Genomic DNA, 19,471 nt, shown 5'->3' on the forward strand with positions numbered 1-19,471 from the left:
GTGTTCACAAATCCCTGTGGGAGCGAGCCTGCTCGCGATGAGGCCGCAACAGACAACAAAGAACTTTGAAAGCGGACGCGGAGCGTCCAGAGATGCTTTCCCACGCAGAGCGTGGGAACGATCAATCGAGGTGAACATGTACAACTGGATCAGCGCCCTCGCCGACCTGCAAACCCGCGGTGAACCCTGCGTGCTGGTGACGATCATCGAGGAACTCGGCTCGACCCCGCGCAACGCCGGTTCGAAGATGGTCATCAGCGCCAGCCAGACGTTCGACACCATTGGTGGCGGGCACCTGGAATACAAGGCCATGGAGATCGCCCGGCAAATGCTCGCCAACGGCCAGCAGGGCACGCATCTGGAGCGTTTCAGCCTTGGCGCCAGCCTGGGCCAGTGCTGCGGCGGCGTCACCGTGCTGCTGTTCGAACCCATGGGTCAGGTGCAGGCGCAGATTGCCGTGTTCGGCGCCGGTCATGTCGGCCGGGCCCTGGTGCCGCTGTTGGCGAGCCTGCCTTGTCGGGTGCGCTGGATCGACTCGCGGGAAGCCGAGTTCCCTGAACAATTGCCCCATGGCGTACAGAAAATCGTCAGCGAAGAGCCGCTGGACGAGGTCGATGAATTGCCCGCCGGCAGCTACTGCATCGTCATGACCCACAACCATCAGCTCGATCTGGAGCTGAGCGCGGCGATCCTCAAGCGCAACGACTTCGCCTACTTCGGCCTGATCGGCTCGAAGACCAAGCGGGTCAAGTTCGAACACCGCCTGCGCGATCGCGGTTTCGACAGCGGCACCTTGCAACGCATGCGTTGCCCGATGGGCATTGGCGAAGTCAAAGGCAAGCTGCCTGTGGAAATCGCCATCTCCATCGCCGGTGAAATCATCGCCACCTATAACGCGAATTTCGGCCAGCACACTGCCCGCGCCGAACCCATTGCCAAGCTGCTGCCGGCCTCGCGTCGCAGCCAAGCCAAATTCTGAGATTCCCCATGCCTACAACACGCAAAGCGTACCGCGCCGCCCTGCTCCACAGCCTCGCCGACCCGGCCGAAGTCGGCCTCGAAGCCTCTTATGAATATTTCGAGGACGGCCTGCTGGTGGTGGAAAACGGCCAGATCAGCGCCCTTGGCCACGCCCATGACCTGCTGCCGAGCCTGGCGGCGGACATCGAAATCGCCCATTACCCGGACGCGTTGATCACCCCCGGCTTCATCGACACCCACATCCATCTGCCGCAGACCGGCATGGTGGGCGCCTACGGCGAACAACTGCTGGACTGGCTCAACACCTACACCTTCCCCTGTGAACGCCAGTTCGCCGACCCGGCCCACGCCGAAGCCGTGGCCGACATCTTCATCAAGGAGCTGCTGCGCAACGGCACCACCACAGCCCTGGTGTTCGGCAGTGTGCACCCACAATCGGTGAATGCCTTTTTTGAAGCGGCCGAGAAGCTCGACCTGCGGATGATCGCCGGTAAAGTGATGATGGACCGCAACGCCCCGGACTACCTGACCGACACCGCCGAATCCAGCTACACCGAGAGCAAGGCGCTGATCGAGCGCTGGCACGGCAAGGGCCGCCTGCACTACGCCGTGACCCCGCGCTTCGCCCCCACCAGCACGCCAGAGCAGTTGGCGCTGGCCGGTCAGTTGCTGGAGGAATACCCGGACCTGTACATGCAGACCCACATCAGTGAAAACCTGCAGGAAGTGCAATGGGTCAAGGCGCTGTTTCCCGAGCGCAAGGGCTATCTGGATGTCTACGATCACTACCGGTTGCTCGGCGAGCGTTCGGTGTTCGCCCACGGCGTGCATCTGTGCGACGACGAATGTGCGCGCCTGGCCGAAACCGGCTCGGCCATCGCATTCTGTCCGACCTCCAACCTGTTCCTGGGCAGCGGCCTGTTCAACCTGCCAATGGCCGAGAAGCACAAGGTCAACGTGGGGTTGGGCACGGATGTCGGCGGCGGCACCAGTTTCTCGCTGCTGCAGACCCTGAACGAAGCCTACAAGGTGATGCAATTGCAGGGCGCGCGGCTGAGCCCGTTCAAATCGCTGTACCTGGCCACCCTCGGCGGCGCCCGGGCCTTGCGCCTGGAAGACCGCATCGGCACCTTGCAGCCGGGCAGCGATGCGGACTTCCTGGTGCTGGACTACAACGCTACGCCGCTGTTGAGCTATCGCCTGAAGCAGGCCCGCGACATTGCCGAGACATTGTTCGTGTTGATGACGCTGGGGGATGACCGAACGGTGGCGCAGACCTATGCGGCGGGGCGATTGGTGCATCAACGGTAGGGATCGTTCCCACGCTCTGCGTGGGAATGCCTCAACGGACGCTCCGCGTTCGGCTTTTGGGACGCAGAGCGTCCCAGGCTGCGTTCCCACGCAGAGCGTGGGAACGAGATGAGGTCAGAGCTTGGCCGTCGACCGTCCAGGCTTCTTGCTCTGCAACAGGTGCGAAAACACCGCGTGCAGATCGTCCGAAGCCCCCTCTTCGTCGAGGTTGAGCTTGCTGTCGATGTGATCCATGTGATGCATCATCAGGTCCACCGCCAGGGTGGCGTCGCGGGCTTCGATGGCATCGATCAGTTGGGTGTGTTCATCGTAGGAACAGTGGGACCGGTTGCCACTTTCGTACTGGGCGATGATCAGTGAAGTCTGGGACACCAGGCTGCGCTGGAAGCTGATCAGCGGGGCATTCTTCGCCGCTTCGGCCAGTTTGAGATGGAACTCACCTGACAGGCGGATGCCGGCACCACGGTCGCCACGGGAAAAACTGTCCCGTTCGTCGCTGACCATCTGCCGCAATTCGGCAAGTTGCTCGGCGGTAGCGTGCTGCACCGCCAGCTCGGTGATCGCCCGTTCCACCAGGCGCCGGGCCATGAACACCTGGCGAGCCTCTTCGACACTCGGGCTGGCAACGACCGCGCCGCGGTTAGGCCGCAGCAACACCACGCCTTCATGGGCCAGGCGCGACAGCGCACGACGGATGATGGTGCGGCTGACCCCGAAAATCTCCCCCAGTGCCTCTTCACTCAGCTTTGTACCGGGCGCCAGGCGTTGTTCGAGGATGGCCTCGAAGATATGCGCATAGACGATATCGTCCTGGGTTCCGCTGCGGCCGGCTTTACCTGCTCGCGGTTGTTTCTTGAGGGGCTGCAACTGTTCGTTCATGGGCACTCGGGTCGGAAAAACTGCGGCGAATTGACCGTGACTGTAATACGGCGCAGCGGGTCGCTGGCAAGTATCGCGTAAAAAACACGGCGATTGTACACAACCTCTGATGGCAACACGACTGTATGGCTGTTTGTGGGCTTGGCTGTATTGCAATTGACCACTGGGTTGAGTTTAGGCTTAAACCCTCAATCTGTGACACCTATGACAACTGTGGGAGCATGGCTTGCCCGCGATGAAGCTGACGCGCCGAGCCTTGAAACCCAGGCACCGTCATCGCGGGCAAGCCTTGCTCCCACAGGTACATAATCTATCCAAGGACCCCCGCCCACCATGACCGAAGTCACGACTGCGCCACTTCGCCCAATCGCCGACACCTCGCCCTCAGCCATCGTCGCCGGGTTCATCGCCATGATGACCGGCTACACCAGCTCCCTGGTACTGATGTTCCAGGCCGGCCAGGCGGCGGGGCTGACCAGCGGGCAGATTTCGTCGTGGATCTGGGCGATCTCCATTGGCATGGCGGTATGTTCCATCGGCCTGTCGTTGCGTTACCGAACACCGGTCACCATCGCCTGGTCGACGCCAGGCGCGGCGTTGCTGATCACCAGCCTGGGTGGCGTGAGCTATGGCGAAGCCATAGGTGCCTACATCACCTGCGCGGTACTGGTGACGATCTGCGGCCTGACCGGCAGCTTCGAACGCCTGGTCAAGCGTATTCCGGCGTCGCTGGCGGCAGCGTTGCTGGCAGGCATCCTGTTCAAGATCGGCAGCGAGATTTTCGTCGCCGCCCAGCATCGCACCGGCCTGGTGCTGGGCATGTTCTTCACCTACCTGATCGTCAAGCGCCTGTCGCCTCGCTACGCGGTGCTGGCGGCGCTGTTGATCGGCACCACGCTGTCAGGCCTGATGGGTCTGCTGGACTTCAGCGGTTTTGCCCTTGAGGTCGCGACACCGGTCTGGACCACGCCGCACTTTTCCCTGGCGGCCACCATCAGCATCGGCATTCCGCTGTTCGTGGTGGCGATGACCTCCCAGAATATGCCCGGCATCGCCGTGCTCCGGGCCGACGGCTATCACGTACCGGCCTCCCCCCTGATCACCAGCACCGGCATCGCCTCGCTGCTACTGGCGCCGTTCGGCTCCCATGGCATCAACCTGGCGGCCATCAGCGCCGCCATCTGCACCGGGCCCCATGCCCACGAAGACCATAACAAGCGCTACACCGCAGCGGTCTGGTGCGGGATCTTCTACGGGATCGCCGGGGTGTTCGGCGCCACACTGGCGGCGTTGTTCGCGGCGCTGCCCAAGGAACTTGTGCTGTCCATCGCGGCACTGGCGCTGTTCGGATCGATCATCAATGGCTTGAGCATCGCCATGAGCGAAGCCAGGGAACGGGAAGCGGCGCTGATCACCTTCATGGTCACGGCGTCGGGGTTGACACTGTTTTCCGTCGGTTCGGCGTTCTGGGGGATTGTGGCGGGGGTGCTGACCTTGCTGATTCTTAATTGGCGTAAAGCCTAAGGCTTCGCGAGCAGGCTCGCTCCCACAGGGAAACGCGATCCAATTGTGGGAGCGAGCCTGCTCGCGATAGCGGCCTGAAGATCAACCAAAAACCCAATCGCCAGGCACAAAAAAACCGGCGCCCTATCGGGCCGCCGGTTCAGGACATCACGCCTTGGCGTTGATCGGCATGTCCGGGTGCCACACGTCGATCAGCGGGCTGACCGTCATGTTGGTCAGTTCGCTGCGGCCCTTGAGCCAGGCTTCAACGGCAGCACGTTGTTCTTCGGAAACCGAGCCGCGTTTCTGCAGGCAAACCAGACCGTAGTCGTCGCCGCCGACATAGCCCAGGCCATTGGCTTCCATGGCTTCTTTCAGGAAAGCGTCGAGGAAAGCGTCAATCGCCTCATCGTCCAGATCTTCTTTGAGATCCAGGTTCAGTTCGAAACCCAGCTCCTGAAATTCATCCACACACAGCTTTTTGCGCAGACGCCGGGAACGGTTAGTCGCCATTGGAACAATCCTCATAAGTAATAACGGCCGGCACTTTACCAGTTTGGTGCAACGATTGCCCGGTTGATCGGGCGTATCGACCTACCGTCGGTAAAAAATTGCCTCATCAGAGGCTCAGGCACGGCCCATGCCGGTGCGCCTTGGGGCATAATGCCGACACTTTCTTGACCGTTGAGGACGTTCATTTTCATGTCCTCGTTTTTTCCCCCTCGCCCGTAGGGTTTTATTACACATGATCAAATCTTTGCGTCCACTGCTTCTGGCCAGCCTTCTTCTTCCCCTGGCCCTCCCTGTTTCCACCAGCGCCGCTACGATCAACACCGCCCTGTCGCCCAATGTGCAGAAGGCCCTCAAGACCAGCAAGTTGCAAGACGACGCGTTGTCCCTGGTGATGGTGCCACTCAATGGCCCCGGCACCCCGACCATCTACAACGCTGACGTCTCGGTCAACCCGGCCTCCACCATGAAACTGGTGACCACCTACGCCGCCCTGGAAATGCTCGGCCCCAATCACCAGTGGAAGACCGAGTTCTACACCGACGGCACCCTTAGCGGCGGGATCCTCAACGGCAACCTGTACCTCAAGGGCGGCGGCGACCCCAAGCTGAACATGGAAAAACTCTGGCTGCTGATGCGCGACTTGCGGGCCAACGGCGTCCAGCAGATCACCGGCGACCTGGTGCTGGACCGCGGTTTCTTCATCCAGCCGCAATTGCCGGAGTTCAACGACGACGGCAACGACGAGAACAAGCCTTTCCTGGTCAAGCCCGACTCCCTGCTGGTCAACCTCAAGGCGCTGCGCTTCGTTGCCCGCAATGATGGCGGCCGGGTGTTGGTGTCGGTGGAGCCACCGATTGCCAGCATCCATATCGACAACCAGGTCAAGGCGGTCAATTCCAAGCAATGCGCCGGCGGTGTGCGCTACAACCCGGTGCCACAGGCGGACGGCAGCGTGACCGTGACCGTCGGCGGGCAGTTGGGCGATGGGTGCAGCTCCCAGACCTACCTGTCGCTGCTGGACCATGCCACCTACACCGCTGGCGCGGTGCGGGCGATCTGGAAGGAACTGGGCGGCAGCATCCAGGGCAAGGACCGTCTGGCCGCTACCCCGAGCAACGCCAAAGTGCTGGCCCGGGCGTTCTCCCCGGACCTGGCGGAGATCATCCGCGACATCAACAAATACAGTAACAACACCATGGCCCAGCAGTTGTTCCTGAGCCTCGGCGCGCAGTTCCGCAACGAAGCCGACGGTGACGACGCCAAGGCCGCGCAACGGGTCGTGCGCCAATGGCTGGCCAAGAAAGGCATCACCGCACCGCACCTGGTGATGGAGAACGGCTCCGGCCTGTCCCGCGCCGAACGGGTCAGCGCCCGGGAAATGGCGGCGATGCTGCAAGCCGCCTGGCGCAGCCCCTATGCGGCCGAGTACATCAGTTCGATGCCGATCGCCGGCACCGACGGCACCATGCGCAAACGCCTCAAGACCACGGCCATGGCCGGCGAAGCCCACATCAAGACCGGCACCTTGAACACCGTGCGCGCCATTGCCGGATTCAGCCGTGACATCAACGGCAACACCTGGGCGGTGGTGGCGATCCTCAACGATCCAAAGCCATGGGGCGCTTCATCGGTGCTGGACCAGGTGCTGCTGGACCTGTACCGCCAGCCGAAACTGCCGCAGACGGCGTCGGTGCTCTGATCCAAGCTTGCTCGCGATAGCCGCCATTCAACTGGCATGCGTGGGGCTGAGCTGACGCTATCGCGAGCAGGCTCGCTCCCACAGGGGCCTGATGGGGTGCATGGGTCTGTGTCCGCCGGGGTCAGGGTGGGAGCGAGCCTGCTCGCGATGACGGTGGATCAGTCCAAACAGCCGTCAACTGACACGCCCGCTATCGCGAGCAAGCTCGCTCCCACTCGTTCACCGGTCGTTTACCCCACCTGCATCTCGACCCGATCCCGACCGGCCTGCTTGGCCGCGTACACGCCCGAGTCGGCCCGCAACAGCAGGGCATCCGCGCCCTCCCCGGCGCGCCAGCTGGCGATGCCGAAGCTGGCGGTGACAATCCCCACATCTTCGATCTCCGTACCCCGCAGCCCCTGCCACAACCCAATGGCCAAGGCATAGGCACTTTCACCATCGGTGTCAGGGCACAGCACCACGAACTCTTCACCGCCCAGCCGACAGAAGACGTCGGTACGCCGCAAACGCTGGGTAACGCGCTGGCAAACCGCTTGCAACACCCGGTCACCCACCGCATGGCCATGCTGATCATTGATACGCTTGAAGTGATCGATGTCGAGCATGATGACCGACAGATCCCCGGAGCCGCGTTCGACCCGGATCATTTCCGAGTTCAGGCGCTCCTGGAAATAACGCCGATTGCGAATACCGGTCAAGGCATCGGTCACGGACAATGCGCGCAACTCTTCTTCCACCCGCTTGAGATCGGAAATATCGGAGATATAGCCGTGCCATAACACGCCACCGCCTGGCAGTTGCTCGGGCGTCGCCTCGCCACGCACCCAGCGCAGGCCGCGCTGTGGCAGTTGCACCCGATACTCTTCGCGCCATGGGCTCAGGGTGTCGGCCGAGGCACGGATAGACGCCCGGACCCGCGCGTTGTCCAGCGGATGGATACGGGAGAAGACGACCTCCGCGTTCTGGACCAGCACATTGGGCTCCAGTTCGTAGATGTCACGAATGCCATCGCTGGCATAGATCACACTGAAGCGGCCGTTGAAATCCATTTTGAACTGATAGATGCCGCCCGGCACGTGAGCACTGAGCTTCTTCAACAGCAAGTCCCGGGCCGCCAGGGCCTCGTGGACGCGCTTGCGCTCGGTGATGTCGATGCAAATCGCCAGGTGTCCGACCCAGAGCCCCTGATCGTCGAGCACCGGCGTGGCCAGCATGTTCACAGTCAAGTGACTGCCGTCACGCCTTACCAGGGTCCACTCCCGAGCCTGCTGGCCGCCCGCCTCGCCGCCCTCCAGCAGCATCGCGTGGCAGGTAGGAATCGGCTTGCCGAATCGGGCGCCAAGCTCTGCGGCCCGGGCCTGGAGTTCCCGGGGCACGTGGAGACTCTCGAGGGTCATGCTCTGCAGGACTTCGCAGCTTTGATAGCCCAGCATCTGTTCGGCGCCAGCATTGAATGTGGTGATGACGCCACGCAGGTCCGTGGCGATGATCGCAACCTGGGTCGCGGCATCCAGCACACCGCGCAACTGGCCGTGGGTACCCCGTAGCTCCTGTTCCCGGGCGCGCAGCTCCTGGGTACGTTGTTCCACCAGTGTCAGGGCCCGTTGGCGCTGGCTGACCAGGACGTAGAGTAAGGCACTGAGCAGGAAACTGAGCAAACCGCCCAATACCACCAGGCTCGACATCGTGGAATGGTTGGTCGACAGGAAGATGCGGCTGGGCCGCAACTCTACCCGGTAGTCGTGATCCGCCAGGCGCAACACACGGATCGCCGCCAGGTCACTGTCCCCCGGCGGCCCGGGAGAATCGAACAGCACCTCCTCCTGGTCGGCATCGGACAAGTCCAGGACCCGCATCGAAAGATTGTCATGACCGGCCGTCGGCAGGCCGTCGCCCACCAGTTGGCGCATGCTGATGGCCGCCACCACGTAACCGAAAGGCTCCGTAGAAGAGGCCCGGGTGACCGGCGCCACCAGCAACACGCCACGGACAAAGGCCGGATCGGTCCCTACCAGGTCCAGCGGCTGCGATACCGCCAGGCTGTTCTGTTGACGAGCCCGCTCGAGCACGGCGCGGCGCAATGGATGGGAAAGCAGGTCGAAACCCAGCGTTGACTCCTGGGACCCCTGGCATTGCACATAGAGGATCGGTGCGTACTCGTCCCGTTCTGCGGCCTGCCGCAAGCCGCCTGAATCGTCCACTTCACGGATGATGAAAGGGTTGATTCGTTTATTCCGTTCCCGTTGTTCGAAAGCCTGCCGCTCGTCGCGAAACACTCGTGGCGCCCAGGCGAAGGCCTGGGTACGCCGCAACAACGGTTCGGCATAGCCGTGGAATTCTTTCTCGGAAACCGCCGCCGAATTGGCAAAGAAACGCCTCAGGCTGTCGAGGCGCTGCTCCTGCTCCTGGAGTCTTTCCTCGATACGGCTGAAGCGCTCCTCCGCTTGCAGCTCGAAGCGCTGGCGAAGTTGCTGGTTGAACAGGCTCATCATCGCCCAGCTCACCAAACCGGTCAGGAACGTGCCAGCCAGGAAGACCAGTGAAGCCACCAGCCAGGCCGATACATCTTCGCTGATAAAACCCAGGATCCTGGGACGCACCGGATGCAATGCCATAGGACACAACTCGAAAAAGGGGCAGGCGTCGGTACAGCCCTGGCCACAGCCTAGTTATAGCTATTAGCCATCACTTTGACCAGCCCTAAAATCGGCTGGAAGCCTTGATTTACAAGGCTTCGTGGATCCAATCGAAAAATCTCAACGAGCCATGATTTTCCAGGCACGGTGGATCTTGCTGTTGCGGGCAAAGTCCGGATCGATGGTTGCTGCGGTGATTTCCTCCACTGCGTAGCGCTCGCCGAGGTTGTCCTCGAGCTGGAACTTGCGGAAATTGTTGGAGAAATACAGCACGCCTCCCGGCGCCAGGCGAGCCATGGCCAAGTCCAGCAACTGGACGTGATCGCGCTGCACATCGAACACGCCCTCCATGCGCTTGGAGTTGGAGAAGGTCGGCGGGTCGATGAAGATCAGGTCGTATTCGTCACGGCTAGCTTCAAGCCAGGCCATCACATCGCCCTGCTCCAGGCGGTTCTTGTCGGAAAAACCATTGAGCGACAGGTTACGTCGTGCCCAGTCCAGATAAGTTTTCGACAGGTCGACGCTGGTGGTGCTCCGGGCTCCTCCCTTGGCGGCATGGACGCTGGCGGTCGCGGTGTAGCAGAACAGGTTGAGGAAGCGCTTGCCGGCCGCCTCCTTCTGGATCCGCAGGCGCATCGGCCGGTGATCGAGGAACAGCCCGGTGTCCAGGTAGTCGGTCAGGTTGACCAGCAGCTTCACGCCACCTTCATTGACCTCGGTGAACTTGCCCTGGGCACTCTGGCGCTCGTACTGCTTGGTGCCGCTCTGGCGCTCGCGACGCTTGATCACCACGCGGCTCTTGTCGACATTCAGCGCCTGGGGAATGGCCGCCAAGGCATCGAACAGCCGTGCCGAAGCCTTTTCCGGATCGATGGATTTTGGCGCGGCATATTCCTGCACGTGCACCCAGTCGTGATAAAGGTCGATCGCCATGGAGTATTCCGGCATGTCGGCGTCATAGACCCGATAGCAGTCCACGCCTTCGCGCTTGACCCATTTGCCCAACTGCTTGAGGTTCTTTTGCAGGCGATTGGCGAACATCTGCCCGCCTTCGCTCAAGCGCGCCTGCTCGACCACAGGCGCGGGAGCGGGGGTCGGCTTGATCGGGTTGCCATTCTTGTTGTATTGGCGCTCTTGCGGTACCTCAAGCGCCTGTCCCTGCTCTTCCTGGTCAAGGCGGGCTTGCTCACGCTCGGCCTGACGCTGTTCCGGAGTGCGACGCTCGCCGGTGACAAACTGGTCCGGCAGCACCTTGATCAGCAGCAACTTGCACGGCAAGGCACCGTTCCAGAAGGAATACTGCTTGTGGCTGCGGATGCCCATGCGCTTGCCCAGGTCCGGGGCGCCGGTGAACACCGCCGCCTCCCAGTTCAGGCACGCCTGGCGCAGCCGCTCGCCGAGGTTCTGGTAGAGGTAAAGCAGGCTGGCCTCATCGCCCAGGCGCTCGCCGTACGGCGGGTTGCAGATGACCAGGCCTTTCTGGTTCTGGTCCGGACGCGGCTCGAACGTAGCGACCTCGCCTTGATAGATCTTGATCCACTCGCTCAGGCCGGCACGCTCGACGTTGTTGCGACCTGGCTGGATCAGCCGTGGATCGGCTTCATAACCGCGAATCCACAGCGCAGGCTTGGCCAGCCCGGCGGCGGCGCGGGCAGTGGCTTCTTCGTGGAGTTTCTTCCACAGCGCCGGCACATGGCCCAGCCACGCGGTGAACCCCCACTGCTGACGACGCAGGTTCGGCGCCATGTCGGTGGCAATCATGCCCGCCTCCACCAGGAAGGTACCGACGCCGCACATCGGGTCGGCCAGGGCGCCGCCTTCAGCGGCGATGCGCGGCCAGCCGGCACGGATCAGGATGGCGGCGGCGAGGTTCTCCTTCAGCGGCGCGGCACCTTGCTGCAGGCGGTAACCACGCTGGTGCAGGCTGTGACCGGACAGGTCCAGGGAGAGGATCGCTTCACCGCGGTCCAGGCGCAGGTGAATACGCAGGTCCGGGTTGAGCTTGTCGATGGAAGGCCGCTCACCCGAGGGGGTACGCAGCTTGTCGACGATAGCGTCCTTGACCTTCAAGGCGCCGAAGTGGGTATTGTCGATGCCCGAGCCGTGACCGCTGAACTCGACCGCCAGGGTGCCATCGGCCAGCATGTGGTCCTGCCAGTCGACGTCCAGCACGCCGTGGTACAGGTCCTCGGCGTCTTTCATCGAAAAACGCTTGAGGACCAGCAACACGCGGTTGGCCAGCCGTGACCATAGGCACAGGCGATACGCCGTCTCCATGTCGGCCACGCCGCGAACGGCCGAGGTGTGCTCGCGCGCCTCTTCAAGGCCAAGCCCGATGGCTTCCTCGAGAAGCAGGCCTTCGAGGCCCTTGGGGCAGGTGAGGAAGAGTTCGAAACGATCGGACATGGGGAGTTCCAGAGCCTTTGGCTAAGTGGACCGGGGCAACGCGTTGCCGGGTCAGGTTCAATCAGGTGCTTTTCTCAAGAGCACCCGGTGGCACGAAAGTGTGCCGTCCCACCCTCGCCGCTCAGGTTAAAAGAGCTTAGATGCGGGGGCAGATAAAAAATTCGGTGTAACAAATTGATGAAAAGTCACCCCTTTCGTCGAATAGTACCCGAGTGCAACAGGGGGACATTCTCATCCGAGAAAAGACAGCGCCGTTCAACGCAGGGCCGATCATACAGGGGTCTTGCTCAAAAGCGGACGCTGAACACCCTGTTACTTATCGCCCTAACGTCTTTATTGTTACGTGCTTATGACAAAACGATCATTCCATCCATGTGACGCTTTGGTTAGAACTCAACACAGGTTGACGCCACAACGGCGCCAACACCTTGGCTCGTCACGCCGGCAACGAGCCACCAACGGCAGAATGATTCTGCCCCGGCCTCAACAGAGGCCGACGCGAAGTAACAGTCAACAAGTGAGGGCAATACCCTATGAGAAGACTTAAGCGTGATCCGTTGGAAAGAGCATTTTTACGCGGTTACCAATATGGTGTTGGTGGTAAATCCCGTGAGCTTTGCCCCTTTACTCTACCGTCGGTACGTCAAGCCTGGATCAATGGCTGGCGAGAAGGACGCGGCGACAACTGGGACGGTATGACCGGCACTGCGGGTATCCACAGACTCAACGAACTTCACGCCGTCGGCTGACACAGGGCTCAATACTCAGGAACTCGACAACTTCGATCCACACACCGATTTAACCACGCGCGTCCCATCCGGACGGCGGGCTACGGCCCAGGGGCTCCTTCGAGGAGCCCTTTTTAATGCCCATCGGAAACTAGTTGCGAACACTGTTGTGGCGAGGGGATTTATCCCCGCTGGGATGCGCAGCATCCCTCTTCGATGTATGAATTGATGAAGGTGTTTCGGTCGTGCGATTTTGGGGCTGCTTCGCAGCCCAGCGGGGATAAATCCCCTCGCCACAGATAAATCCCCTCGCCACAGAAGTATCTGACAGCCGCGAAATCAGCCCAACGCCGCAATCGCATCCACCGACTCGCGAATCAGCGCCGGCCCCTTGTAGATGAAGCCGGAGTAAATCTGCACCAGGCTCGCACCCGCGATGATCTTCTCGGCGGCATGCCGTCCCTCGGTGATCCCGCCCGCGGCGATGATCGGCAAGCGTCCCGCCAACTCCCCGGCCAGCACTTTCACGGTGTGCGTGCTCTTGTCACGCACCGGCGCACCGGATAACCCGCCCGCTTCGTCACCGTATTCCAGCCCTTCGACCCCTTCGCGGCCCAGCGTCGTGTTGGTGGCGATCACCGCGTCCATGCCGGTCTCGACCAGCGCCTGGGCCACTTGGGCGGTTTCTTCATCGGTCATGTCCGGCGCGATCTTGATCGCCAACGGCACATGCCGGCCATGGGTCACCGCCAGCTCGGCACGACGCTGGGCCAGGTCGGCCAGCAGTTGCTTGAGGGAATCACCGAACTGCAGGCTGCGCAGCCCCGGGGTGTTCGGGGAGCTGACGTTGACGGTCACATAGCTGGCGTGGGCATAGACCTTGTCCAGGCAGATCAGGTAATCATCGACGGCACGCTCCACCGGCGTGTCGAAGTTCTTGCCGATGTTGATGCCCAGTACGCCCTTGTACTTGGCGGCAGCCACGCGGGCCAGCAGATGGTCGACGCCGAGGTTGTTGAAACCCATGCGATTGATGATCGCCTCGGCCTGCGGCAGGCGAAACAGCCGTGGCTTGGGGTTGCCCGGTTGTGGCCGTGGCGTGACGGTGCCGATTTCCACGAAACCGAACCCCAATTGCGCGAAGCCGTCGATGGCCGCGCCGTTCTTGTCCAGACCCGCCGCCAGCCCGACCGGGTTGGGGAACTGCAGGCCCATCACACTCACCGGCAATGACGCCGGCGCCTTGCACAGCAGACCATTGAGGCCCAAACGTCCGCCCGCGCCGATCAGGTCCAGGGACAGATCGTGGGAGGTTTCCGGGGAAAGTTTGAACAGCAGTTCACGGGCCAGGGTGTACATGGGCGGCTTTGACTCGGGCGACGAAATGAGGCGGCGATTATAGCCGCGCAACAGCGGCTCAAGCGAGGCGCCTGCGCAAAACAGCGTCGATGGCATATGCCTTGCACCCTTTTCGCTCATCGGCGCTCATGCCAACGACGGGATGAGTGCCACACTGTTTTTAGAGGACAACGGCGTCGTCATCCGGCCATGCTCTGGCATTCGTCCGGGTACGGCGCTTTTTTACGTGGAAGGTGATGCCCGATGAATGAAGTTCCAGCCACTCCCCTGGCCTGGGTCAATGGCAGCGACGCTCCGGAAAAAAGCGTGATCGATCTCGGCTTCATGGCCTTGAGTGACTGCGCCCCGGTCGTGGTGGCCGCCACTCAGGGCTTCGCCCAACCCTACGGCCTGACCTTGAACCTCAAGCGCCAGAGCTCCTGGGCCAATCTGCGGGACAAGCTGGTCAGCGGTGAAATCGACGCGGCCCATAGCCTGTACGGCCTGATCTACGCCGTGCACCTGGGCATCGGCGGTGTCGCGCCGACCGACATGGCGGTGCTGATGGGACTGAACCAGAACGGTCAGAGCATCAACCTCTCCCACGGCCTGCAGGCGATGGGCGTGACCAGTCCTGAGGCACTGGAGCGCCATGTGCACCAAACTCGCTCGAAACTGACCTTCGCCCAGACATTCCCCACCGGCACCCACGCGATGTGGCTCTACTACTGGCTCGCCGCCCAGGGCATCCATCCCTTGTCGGATGTCGACAGCGTGGTGGTTCCGCCGCCGCAAATGATTGCGCACTTGCAGGCTGGACGCATCGACGGGCTCTGTGTCGGCGAGCCCTGGTGCGCCAGCGCAGTGAAACAGAACCTCGGCTTCACCCTGGCGACGACCCAGACCATCTGGCCCGATCACCCGGAAAAAGTCCTGGGCTGTACCCGCGCGTTCGTCGAGCAATACCCCAACACGGCGCGCGCGCTGGTGATGGCGATCCTCGAAGCCAGCCGTTTCATCGAACAGAGCACCGAGAACCGTCGCAGTACCGCCCAACTGTTGAGTGCCCCCGAATACCTCGACGCCCCGCTGGACTGCATCGAACCCCGTCTGCTGGGGATCTACGCCGATGGCCTGGGCAACAGCTGGCAGGATCCCCACGCCATGCGTTTTCATGGCAACGGCGAGGTGAACGTGCCCTACCTGTCCGACGGCATGTGGTTCATGACCCAGTTCCGTCGCTGGGGCCTGCTGCGGGAAGACCCGGACTACCTGGCCGTGGCCAAGGAGGTCCAGCAACTCGAGCTGTATCGCCAGGCGTGCACGGCGCTGGGCATTTCATCCACCTTCCAGGCCATGCGCAGCAGCCAGTTGATCGACGGCACCACCTGGGACGGCTCGGATCCGGCCGGGTATGCCCGCCGCTTCAAACTGCACGCCTTGAGCGATGCGGCTCCCCTTTTCGCCAGCCGCTGACAGGAGCCCGACCATGCTGCGTATCCTGCTGATCAACGACACCGCGAAGAAAGTCGGCCGTCTCAAGGCCGCCCTGGTGGAGGCCGGGTTCGACGTCATTGACGAATCCGGGCTGACCATCGACCTGCCGGAACGCGTCGAAACAGTGCGTCCGGATGTAATCCTGATCGATACCGAGTCACCCGGCCGGGATGTCATGGAACAAGTGGTGCTGGTCAGTCGCGACCAGCCACGACCGATCGTCATGTTCACCGATGAGCACGACCCGGGTGTGATGCGCCAGGCAATCAAGTCGGGGGTGAGCGCCTACATCGTCGAAGGCATCCACGCCGCGCGCCTGCAACCGATCCTCGACGTGGCCATGGCCCGTTTTGAAAGCGACCAGGCCCTGCGCGCCCAGCTCCAGGCCCGGGACCAGCAACTGGCCGAACGCAAGCGCATCGAACTGGCCAAGGGCATGTTGATGAAGATGAAGGAATGCAACGAAGAACAGGCCTATACCCTGATGCGCCGCCAGGCCATGAGTCGCCAGCAGAAGCTGATTCAAGTGGCCGAGCAGATCATTGCGATGAATGAGTTGCTGGGCTGAGGCCCAGCGGCGCCTGGCCCGGCGCTATCGCGAGCAGGCTCGCTCCCACAAGGATTCCGAGTACCGCCCAATCCACCTGTGGGAGCGAGCCTGCTCGCGATGACCTCCCCTCGATACCTGCTGTTGGCACAGATCTCGCTTAAGCATCCCCACAGGTAACCAACGGCGGTTGCCCCACCTACGACAAAGACGTCGCACACCCTTCTTGCCTCACTGGCAATCCGGGTTGCGGCGTTTTTTTGTTTTGGCTCTTCGGAGCCGGTGGTGCGACCACAGACGGCGCACTGCTCTAAGCACTGACTCATTTCTCGAGACTTTTACAGCTGAGGTGCGCGATGAATTCAAGCTTCTGGAAATCCGGCCACACCCCGACCCTGTTCGCGGCCTTCCTTTATTTCGACCTGAGTTTCATGGTCTGGTACCTGCTCGGCCCCCTGGCGGTGCAAATTGCCACCGACTTGCATCTGACTACCCAGCAACGTGGCCTGATGGTCGCGACACCGATTCTGGCCGGGGCCGTGCTGCGGCTGTTCATGGGCCTGCTGGCCGACCGGATTTCGCCAAAGACCGCCGGCATGGTCGGTCAGGTGATCGTGATCAGCGCGCTGTTCTGCGCCTGGAAACTGGGCATCCACAGCTACGAACAGGCACTGCTGCTGGGCCTGTTCCTGGGCATGGCCGGCGCTTCGTTTGCCGTCGCCCTGCCATTGGCGTCTCAGTGGTATCCACCACAACACCAGGGCAAGGCCATGGGCATCGCCGGTGCCGGCAACTCGGGCACCGTGCTGGCCGCGATCATCGCGCCGGTGATGGCCGCCGCCTTCGGCTGGGGCAACGTGTTCGGTTTCGCACTGATCCCGCTGGTCCTGACTCTGGTCATCTTCGCCTGGCTGGCCAAGAACGCTCCCGAGCGGCCGAAAGCCAAATCCATGGCTGACTACCTCAAGGCCCTGGGTGACCGTGACAGCTGGTGGTTCATGTTCTTCTACAGCGTGACCTTTGGCGGCTTCATCGGCCTGGCCAGCGCCCTGCCCGGCTATTTCAACGACCAATATGGCCTGAGCCCGGTAACCGCCGGCTACTACACCGCGGCCTGCGTCTTCGGCGGTAGCCTGATGCGGCCGCTGGGCGGTGCCCTGGCGGATCGCTTCGGCGGCATCCGCACCTTGCTGGGCATGTACACCGTGGCGGCCATCTGCATCGCGGCGGTGGGCTTCAACCTGCCGAACTCCTACGCGGCACTGGCGCTGTTCGTCTGCACCATGCTCGGCCTCGGCGCAGGCAACGGCGCCGTGTTCCAACTGGTACCGCAACGTTTCCGTCGCGAAATCGGCGTGATGACCGGACTGATCGGCATGGCCGGCGGCATCGGTGGCTTCGCCCTGGCGGCGGGCATGGGCGCGATCAAGCAGAGCACCGGCAGCTACCAACTGGCGTTGTGGTTGTTCGCCAGCCTGGGCGTCCTGGCCTGGTTCGGCCTGCACGGCGTCAAGCGTCGCTGGAGAACCACCTGGGGCTCCGCAGCCGTCACCGCGGCTCGGGTATAAACAGCGACCATGAGCCTGCAACTGAGTTTTGCCGAAGCCACTGCCATCGGCCCACGGGAGGAAAACCAGGACGCCCTGCGCCTGGTCACCCCGGCCCCGGCCCTGGCCGCCAGCAAAGGCTACCTGTTCGCTATTGCCGACGGCGTGAGTCAATGCGCCGACGGCGGACTGGCCGCCCGCTCGACCTTGCAGGCACTGGCCCTGGACTATTACTCCACGCCGCAAACCTGGGGCGTGGCCCAGGCGCTGGACCGGTTGTTGCTGGCACAGAATCGTTGGTTGCAGGCCAACGGTGGCGGGCAGCCGTTGCTCACCACCGTCAGTGCCCTGGTACTGCGGGGCCGGCGCTTCACCCTCGCCCACGTGGGCGATTGCCGGGTCTACCGCTGGCACGCAGATCATCTGCAACGGGTCAGCGAGGATCACGTCTGGGAGCAGCAGGGCATGCAACATGTGCTCAAGCGCGCCCTGGGGCTGGATCAACATTTGATTCTGGATTTCCTCGACGGCGAACTGCGCACTGAAGAGACCTTCGTGTTGCTCAGCGATGGCGTCTGGGCGGTCTTGGGGGATACGGCCATTGCCGGCATCCTTCGGGACCAGCCGGACCTGAACCTCGCCGCCCAGACACTGGTGAACGCCGCGCACCTGGCCGGCAGCCAGGACAACGCCAGCGCCTTGCTGATACGGGTCGATGCACTGGGCGAAGCGAGCATCGGCGATGCGCTGATCCAACTGCAGCAATGGCCCCTTCCCCCGGCGCTGAAACCGGGCCAGGCGTTCGAGGGTTGGCAGGTCGAAGGGCTGCTCGGCCAGAGCCAGCAATCGCTGCTCTACCGGGTACACGACGGCCAAGGCCAACCGTGGCTACTGAAAACCTTGCCGGGGCAGCTACGGGACGACACCCGGGCCGGGCAGGCATTGCTGTCGGAAGAATGGTTTCTCAAGCGGGTCGCCGGAAGGCAGTTTCCGGAAGTCCACGGCGTTCCCCAGCGCCAGCATCTGTATTACGTGATGCGCGAATATCCGGGCATGACCCTGGCCGAGCTGTTCCACCAGGCCGGCGCCTTGCCCTTGGCTCAATGGCTGGACCTGGCGCAGCGGTTGGTGCGGGCGGTGGGCCTGCTGCATCGACGGCAGATCTACCACCGTGACATCAAGCCGGAAAACCTGCATCTGGGGGACGACGGCGAACTGCGGCTGTTGGATTTCGGACTGGCGTACTGCCCCGGCCTGTCCGAAGACCAGGCCAACGTGCTACCGGGCACCCCCAGCTATATCGCACCGGAAGCCTTCGGCGGTGTCGCACCGACGGCGCAGCAGGACTTGTATGCCGTCGGTGTGACCCTGTATTTCCTGCTGACCGGACACTATCCCCACGGCGAAGTCGAGGCCTTCCAGCGACCGCGCTTTGGCGTGCCGGTCAGCGCCAGCCGCTATCGGCCGGACCTGCCTGAATGGCTGGGACAAAGCCTGGAACGCGCTGTTGCAGCGGATCCGAACGAGCGCTTTGAGACCGCCGAGGAATGGTTGTTATTGCTGGAACAGGGCGAGCGCCGCAGCTTGAGCGTCAGGCCCCGGCCACTGCTGGAAAGGGAACCGCTGAAGGTCTGGCGGACGTTGGCGCTGGTGTCGTTGGTGGTGAATATTGTATTGCTGTTCCTGGTGTTTCATAGCTGAGATCCGGTCGCGCCCATCGCGAGCAAGCTTTGCTCCCACAGAGGATCTGCTCCCACAGAGGATCTGCTGCCACTGGGGATCTGCTGCCACAGAGGGTCTGCTGCCACTGGGGATCTGCTGCCACAGAGGATCTGCTGCCACTGGGGATCTGCTGCCACAGAGGGTCTGCTGCCACTGGGGATCTG

At 62.5% G+C, this 19,471-nt stretch carries 14 protein-coding genes; 9 read left to right on the top strand and 5 right to left on the bottom strand.

The window, feature by feature from the left end; genetic code table 11:
- Nucleotides 1–136: 136 nt before the first annotated feature.
- Nucleotides 137–979: a xanthine dehydrogenase accessory protein XdhC gene (gene xdhC, locus ACODTO_RS11255; RefSeq protein ID WP_489106433.1), complete on the top strand. Its 843-nt coding sequence runs from the start codon at nt 137–139 to the stop codon at nt 977–979.
- An 8-nt stretch (nt 980–987) separates the two neighbouring features.
- On the top strand, nt 988–2,292 hold the full coding sequence (guaD, locus tag ACODTO_RS11260) for a guanine deaminase (protein ID WP_489106434.1): 1,305 nt from the start codon (nt 988–990) through the stop codon (nt 2,290–2,292).
- 114 nt (nt 2,293–2,406) lie between these two features.
- Here guaD and ACODTO_RS11265 read toward each other — a convergent pair whose 3' ends face one another.
- The gene (locus ACODTO_RS11265; protein ID WP_041021647.1) at nt 2,407–3,171 is read right to left on the bottom strand and encodes a GntR family transcriptional regulator; all 765 of its coding nucleotides are present in this window, start codon (nt 3,169–3,171) and stop codon (nt 2,407–2,409) included.
- A gap of 333 nt (nt 3,172–3,504) precedes the next feature.
- Between ACODTO_RS11265 and ACODTO_RS11270 the strand changes: the two genes are divergently transcribed.
- Entirely contained in the window at nt 3,505–4,695 is a 1,191-nt protein-coding gene (locus ACODTO_RS11270) for a benzoate/H(+) symporter BenE family transporter (protein WP_139648897.1), read from the top strand.
- A gap of 147 nt (nt 4,696–4,842) precedes the next feature.
- Here the strand turns inward: ACODTO_RS11270 and ACODTO_RS11275 are convergent, their stop codons facing one another.
- A complete protein-coding gene (locus tag ACODTO_RS11275; RefSeq protein WP_024776763.1) occupies nt 4,843–5,187 on the bottom strand; it encodes a YggL family protein in 345 nt (114 codons plus the stop codon).
- Between the two features lie 232 nt (nt 5,188–5,419).
- Here ACODTO_RS11275 and dacB point away from each other — a divergent pair, with 232 nt between their 5' ends.
- Nucleotides 5,420–6,886 (top strand): D-alanyl-D-alanine carboxypeptidase/D-alanyl-D-alanine endopeptidase, encoded by a 1,467-nt coding sequence (dacB, locus tag ACODTO_RS11280; protein ID WP_139648899.1) that lies wholly within the window; start codon nt 5,420–5,422, stop codon nt 6,884–6,886.
- A gap of 230 nt (nt 6,887–7,116) precedes the next feature.
- On the opposite strand, the gene ACODTO_RS11285 is transcribed toward dacB, so the two are convergent.
- Together ACODTO_RS11285 and rlmKL are read right to left on the bottom strand one after the other, a co-directional pair.
- Nucleotides 7,117–9,501 carry a sensor domain-containing diguanylate cyclase gene (locus ACODTO_RS11285; RefSeq protein ID WP_139648901.1) on the bottom strand — a complete coding sequence of 795 codons (2,385 nt, stop codon included), beginning with the start codon at nt 9,499–9,501 and terminating at the stop codon, nt 7,117–7,119.
- Nucleotides 9,502–9,642: 141 nt separating this feature from the next.
- Nucleotides 9,643–11,928 carry a bifunctional 23S rRNA (guanine(2069)-N(7))-methyltransferase RlmK/23S rRNA (guanine(2445)-N(2))-methyltransferase RlmL gene (gene rlmKL, locus ACODTO_RS11290; protein ID WP_139648903.1) on the bottom strand — a complete coding sequence of 762 codons (2,286 nt, stop codon included), beginning with the start codon at nt 11,926–11,928 and terminating at the stop codon, nt 9,643–9,645.
- A 533-nt stretch (nt 11,929–12,461) separates the two neighbouring features.
- On the opposite strand from rlmKL, the gene rmf reads away from it, so the two are divergent.
- Entirely contained in the window at nt 12,462–12,677 is a 216-nt protein-coding gene (gene rmf / locus ACODTO_RS11295) for a ribosome modulation factor (protein ID WP_003223300.1), read from the top strand.
- A 318-nt stretch (nt 12,678–12,995) separates the two neighbouring features.
- Here rmf and ACODTO_RS11300 read toward each other — a convergent pair whose 3' ends face one another.
- The gene (locus tag ACODTO_RS11300) at nt 12,996–14,015 is read right to left on the bottom strand and encodes a quinone-dependent dihydroorotate dehydrogenase (RefSeq protein WP_139648905.1); all 1,020 of its coding nucleotides are present in this window, start codon (nt 14,013–14,015) and stop codon (nt 12,996–12,998) included.
- Between the two features lie 243 nt (nt 14,016–14,258).
- On the opposite strand from ACODTO_RS11300, the gene ACODTO_RS11305 reads away from it, so the two are divergent.
- The 4 genes from ACODTO_RS11305 to ACODTO_RS11320 all read left to right on the top strand — a co-directional run bounded on the left by ACODTO_RS11305 (nt 14,259) and on the right by ACODTO_RS11320 (nt 19,286).
- Nucleotides 14,259–15,470 carry a CmpA/NrtA family ABC transporter substrate-binding protein gene (locus tag ACODTO_RS11305; RefSeq protein WP_139648907.1) on the top strand — a complete coding sequence of 404 codons (1,212 nt, stop codon included), beginning with the start codon at nt 14,259–14,261 and terminating at the stop codon, nt 15,468–15,470.
- 13 nt (nt 15,471–15,483) lie between these two features.
- Nucleotides 15,484–16,059, top strand: a complete 576-nt coding sequence (locus ACODTO_RS11310; RefSeq protein ID WP_139648908.1) for an ANTAR domain-containing response regulator — start codon at nt 15,484–15,486, stop codon at nt 16,057–16,059.
- Between the two features lie 335 nt (nt 16,060–16,394).
- Nucleotides 16,395–17,606, top strand: coding sequence for a nitrate/nitrite transporter (locus ACODTO_RS11315; RefSeq protein ID WP_139648910.1), 1,212 nt, complete (start codon nt 16,395–16,397; stop codon nt 17,604–17,606).
- A gap of 9 nt (nt 17,607–17,615) precedes the next feature.
- Nucleotides 17,616–19,286, top strand: a complete 1,671-nt coding sequence (locus ACODTO_RS11320; protein WP_175362940.1) for a bifunctional protein-serine/threonine kinase/phosphatase — start codon at nt 17,616–17,618, stop codon at nt 19,284–19,286.
- The last annotated feature ends 185 nt before the right edge of the window (nt 19,287–19,471 follow it).

Source organism: Pseudomonas sp. FG13 (genome assembly GCF_057809755.1).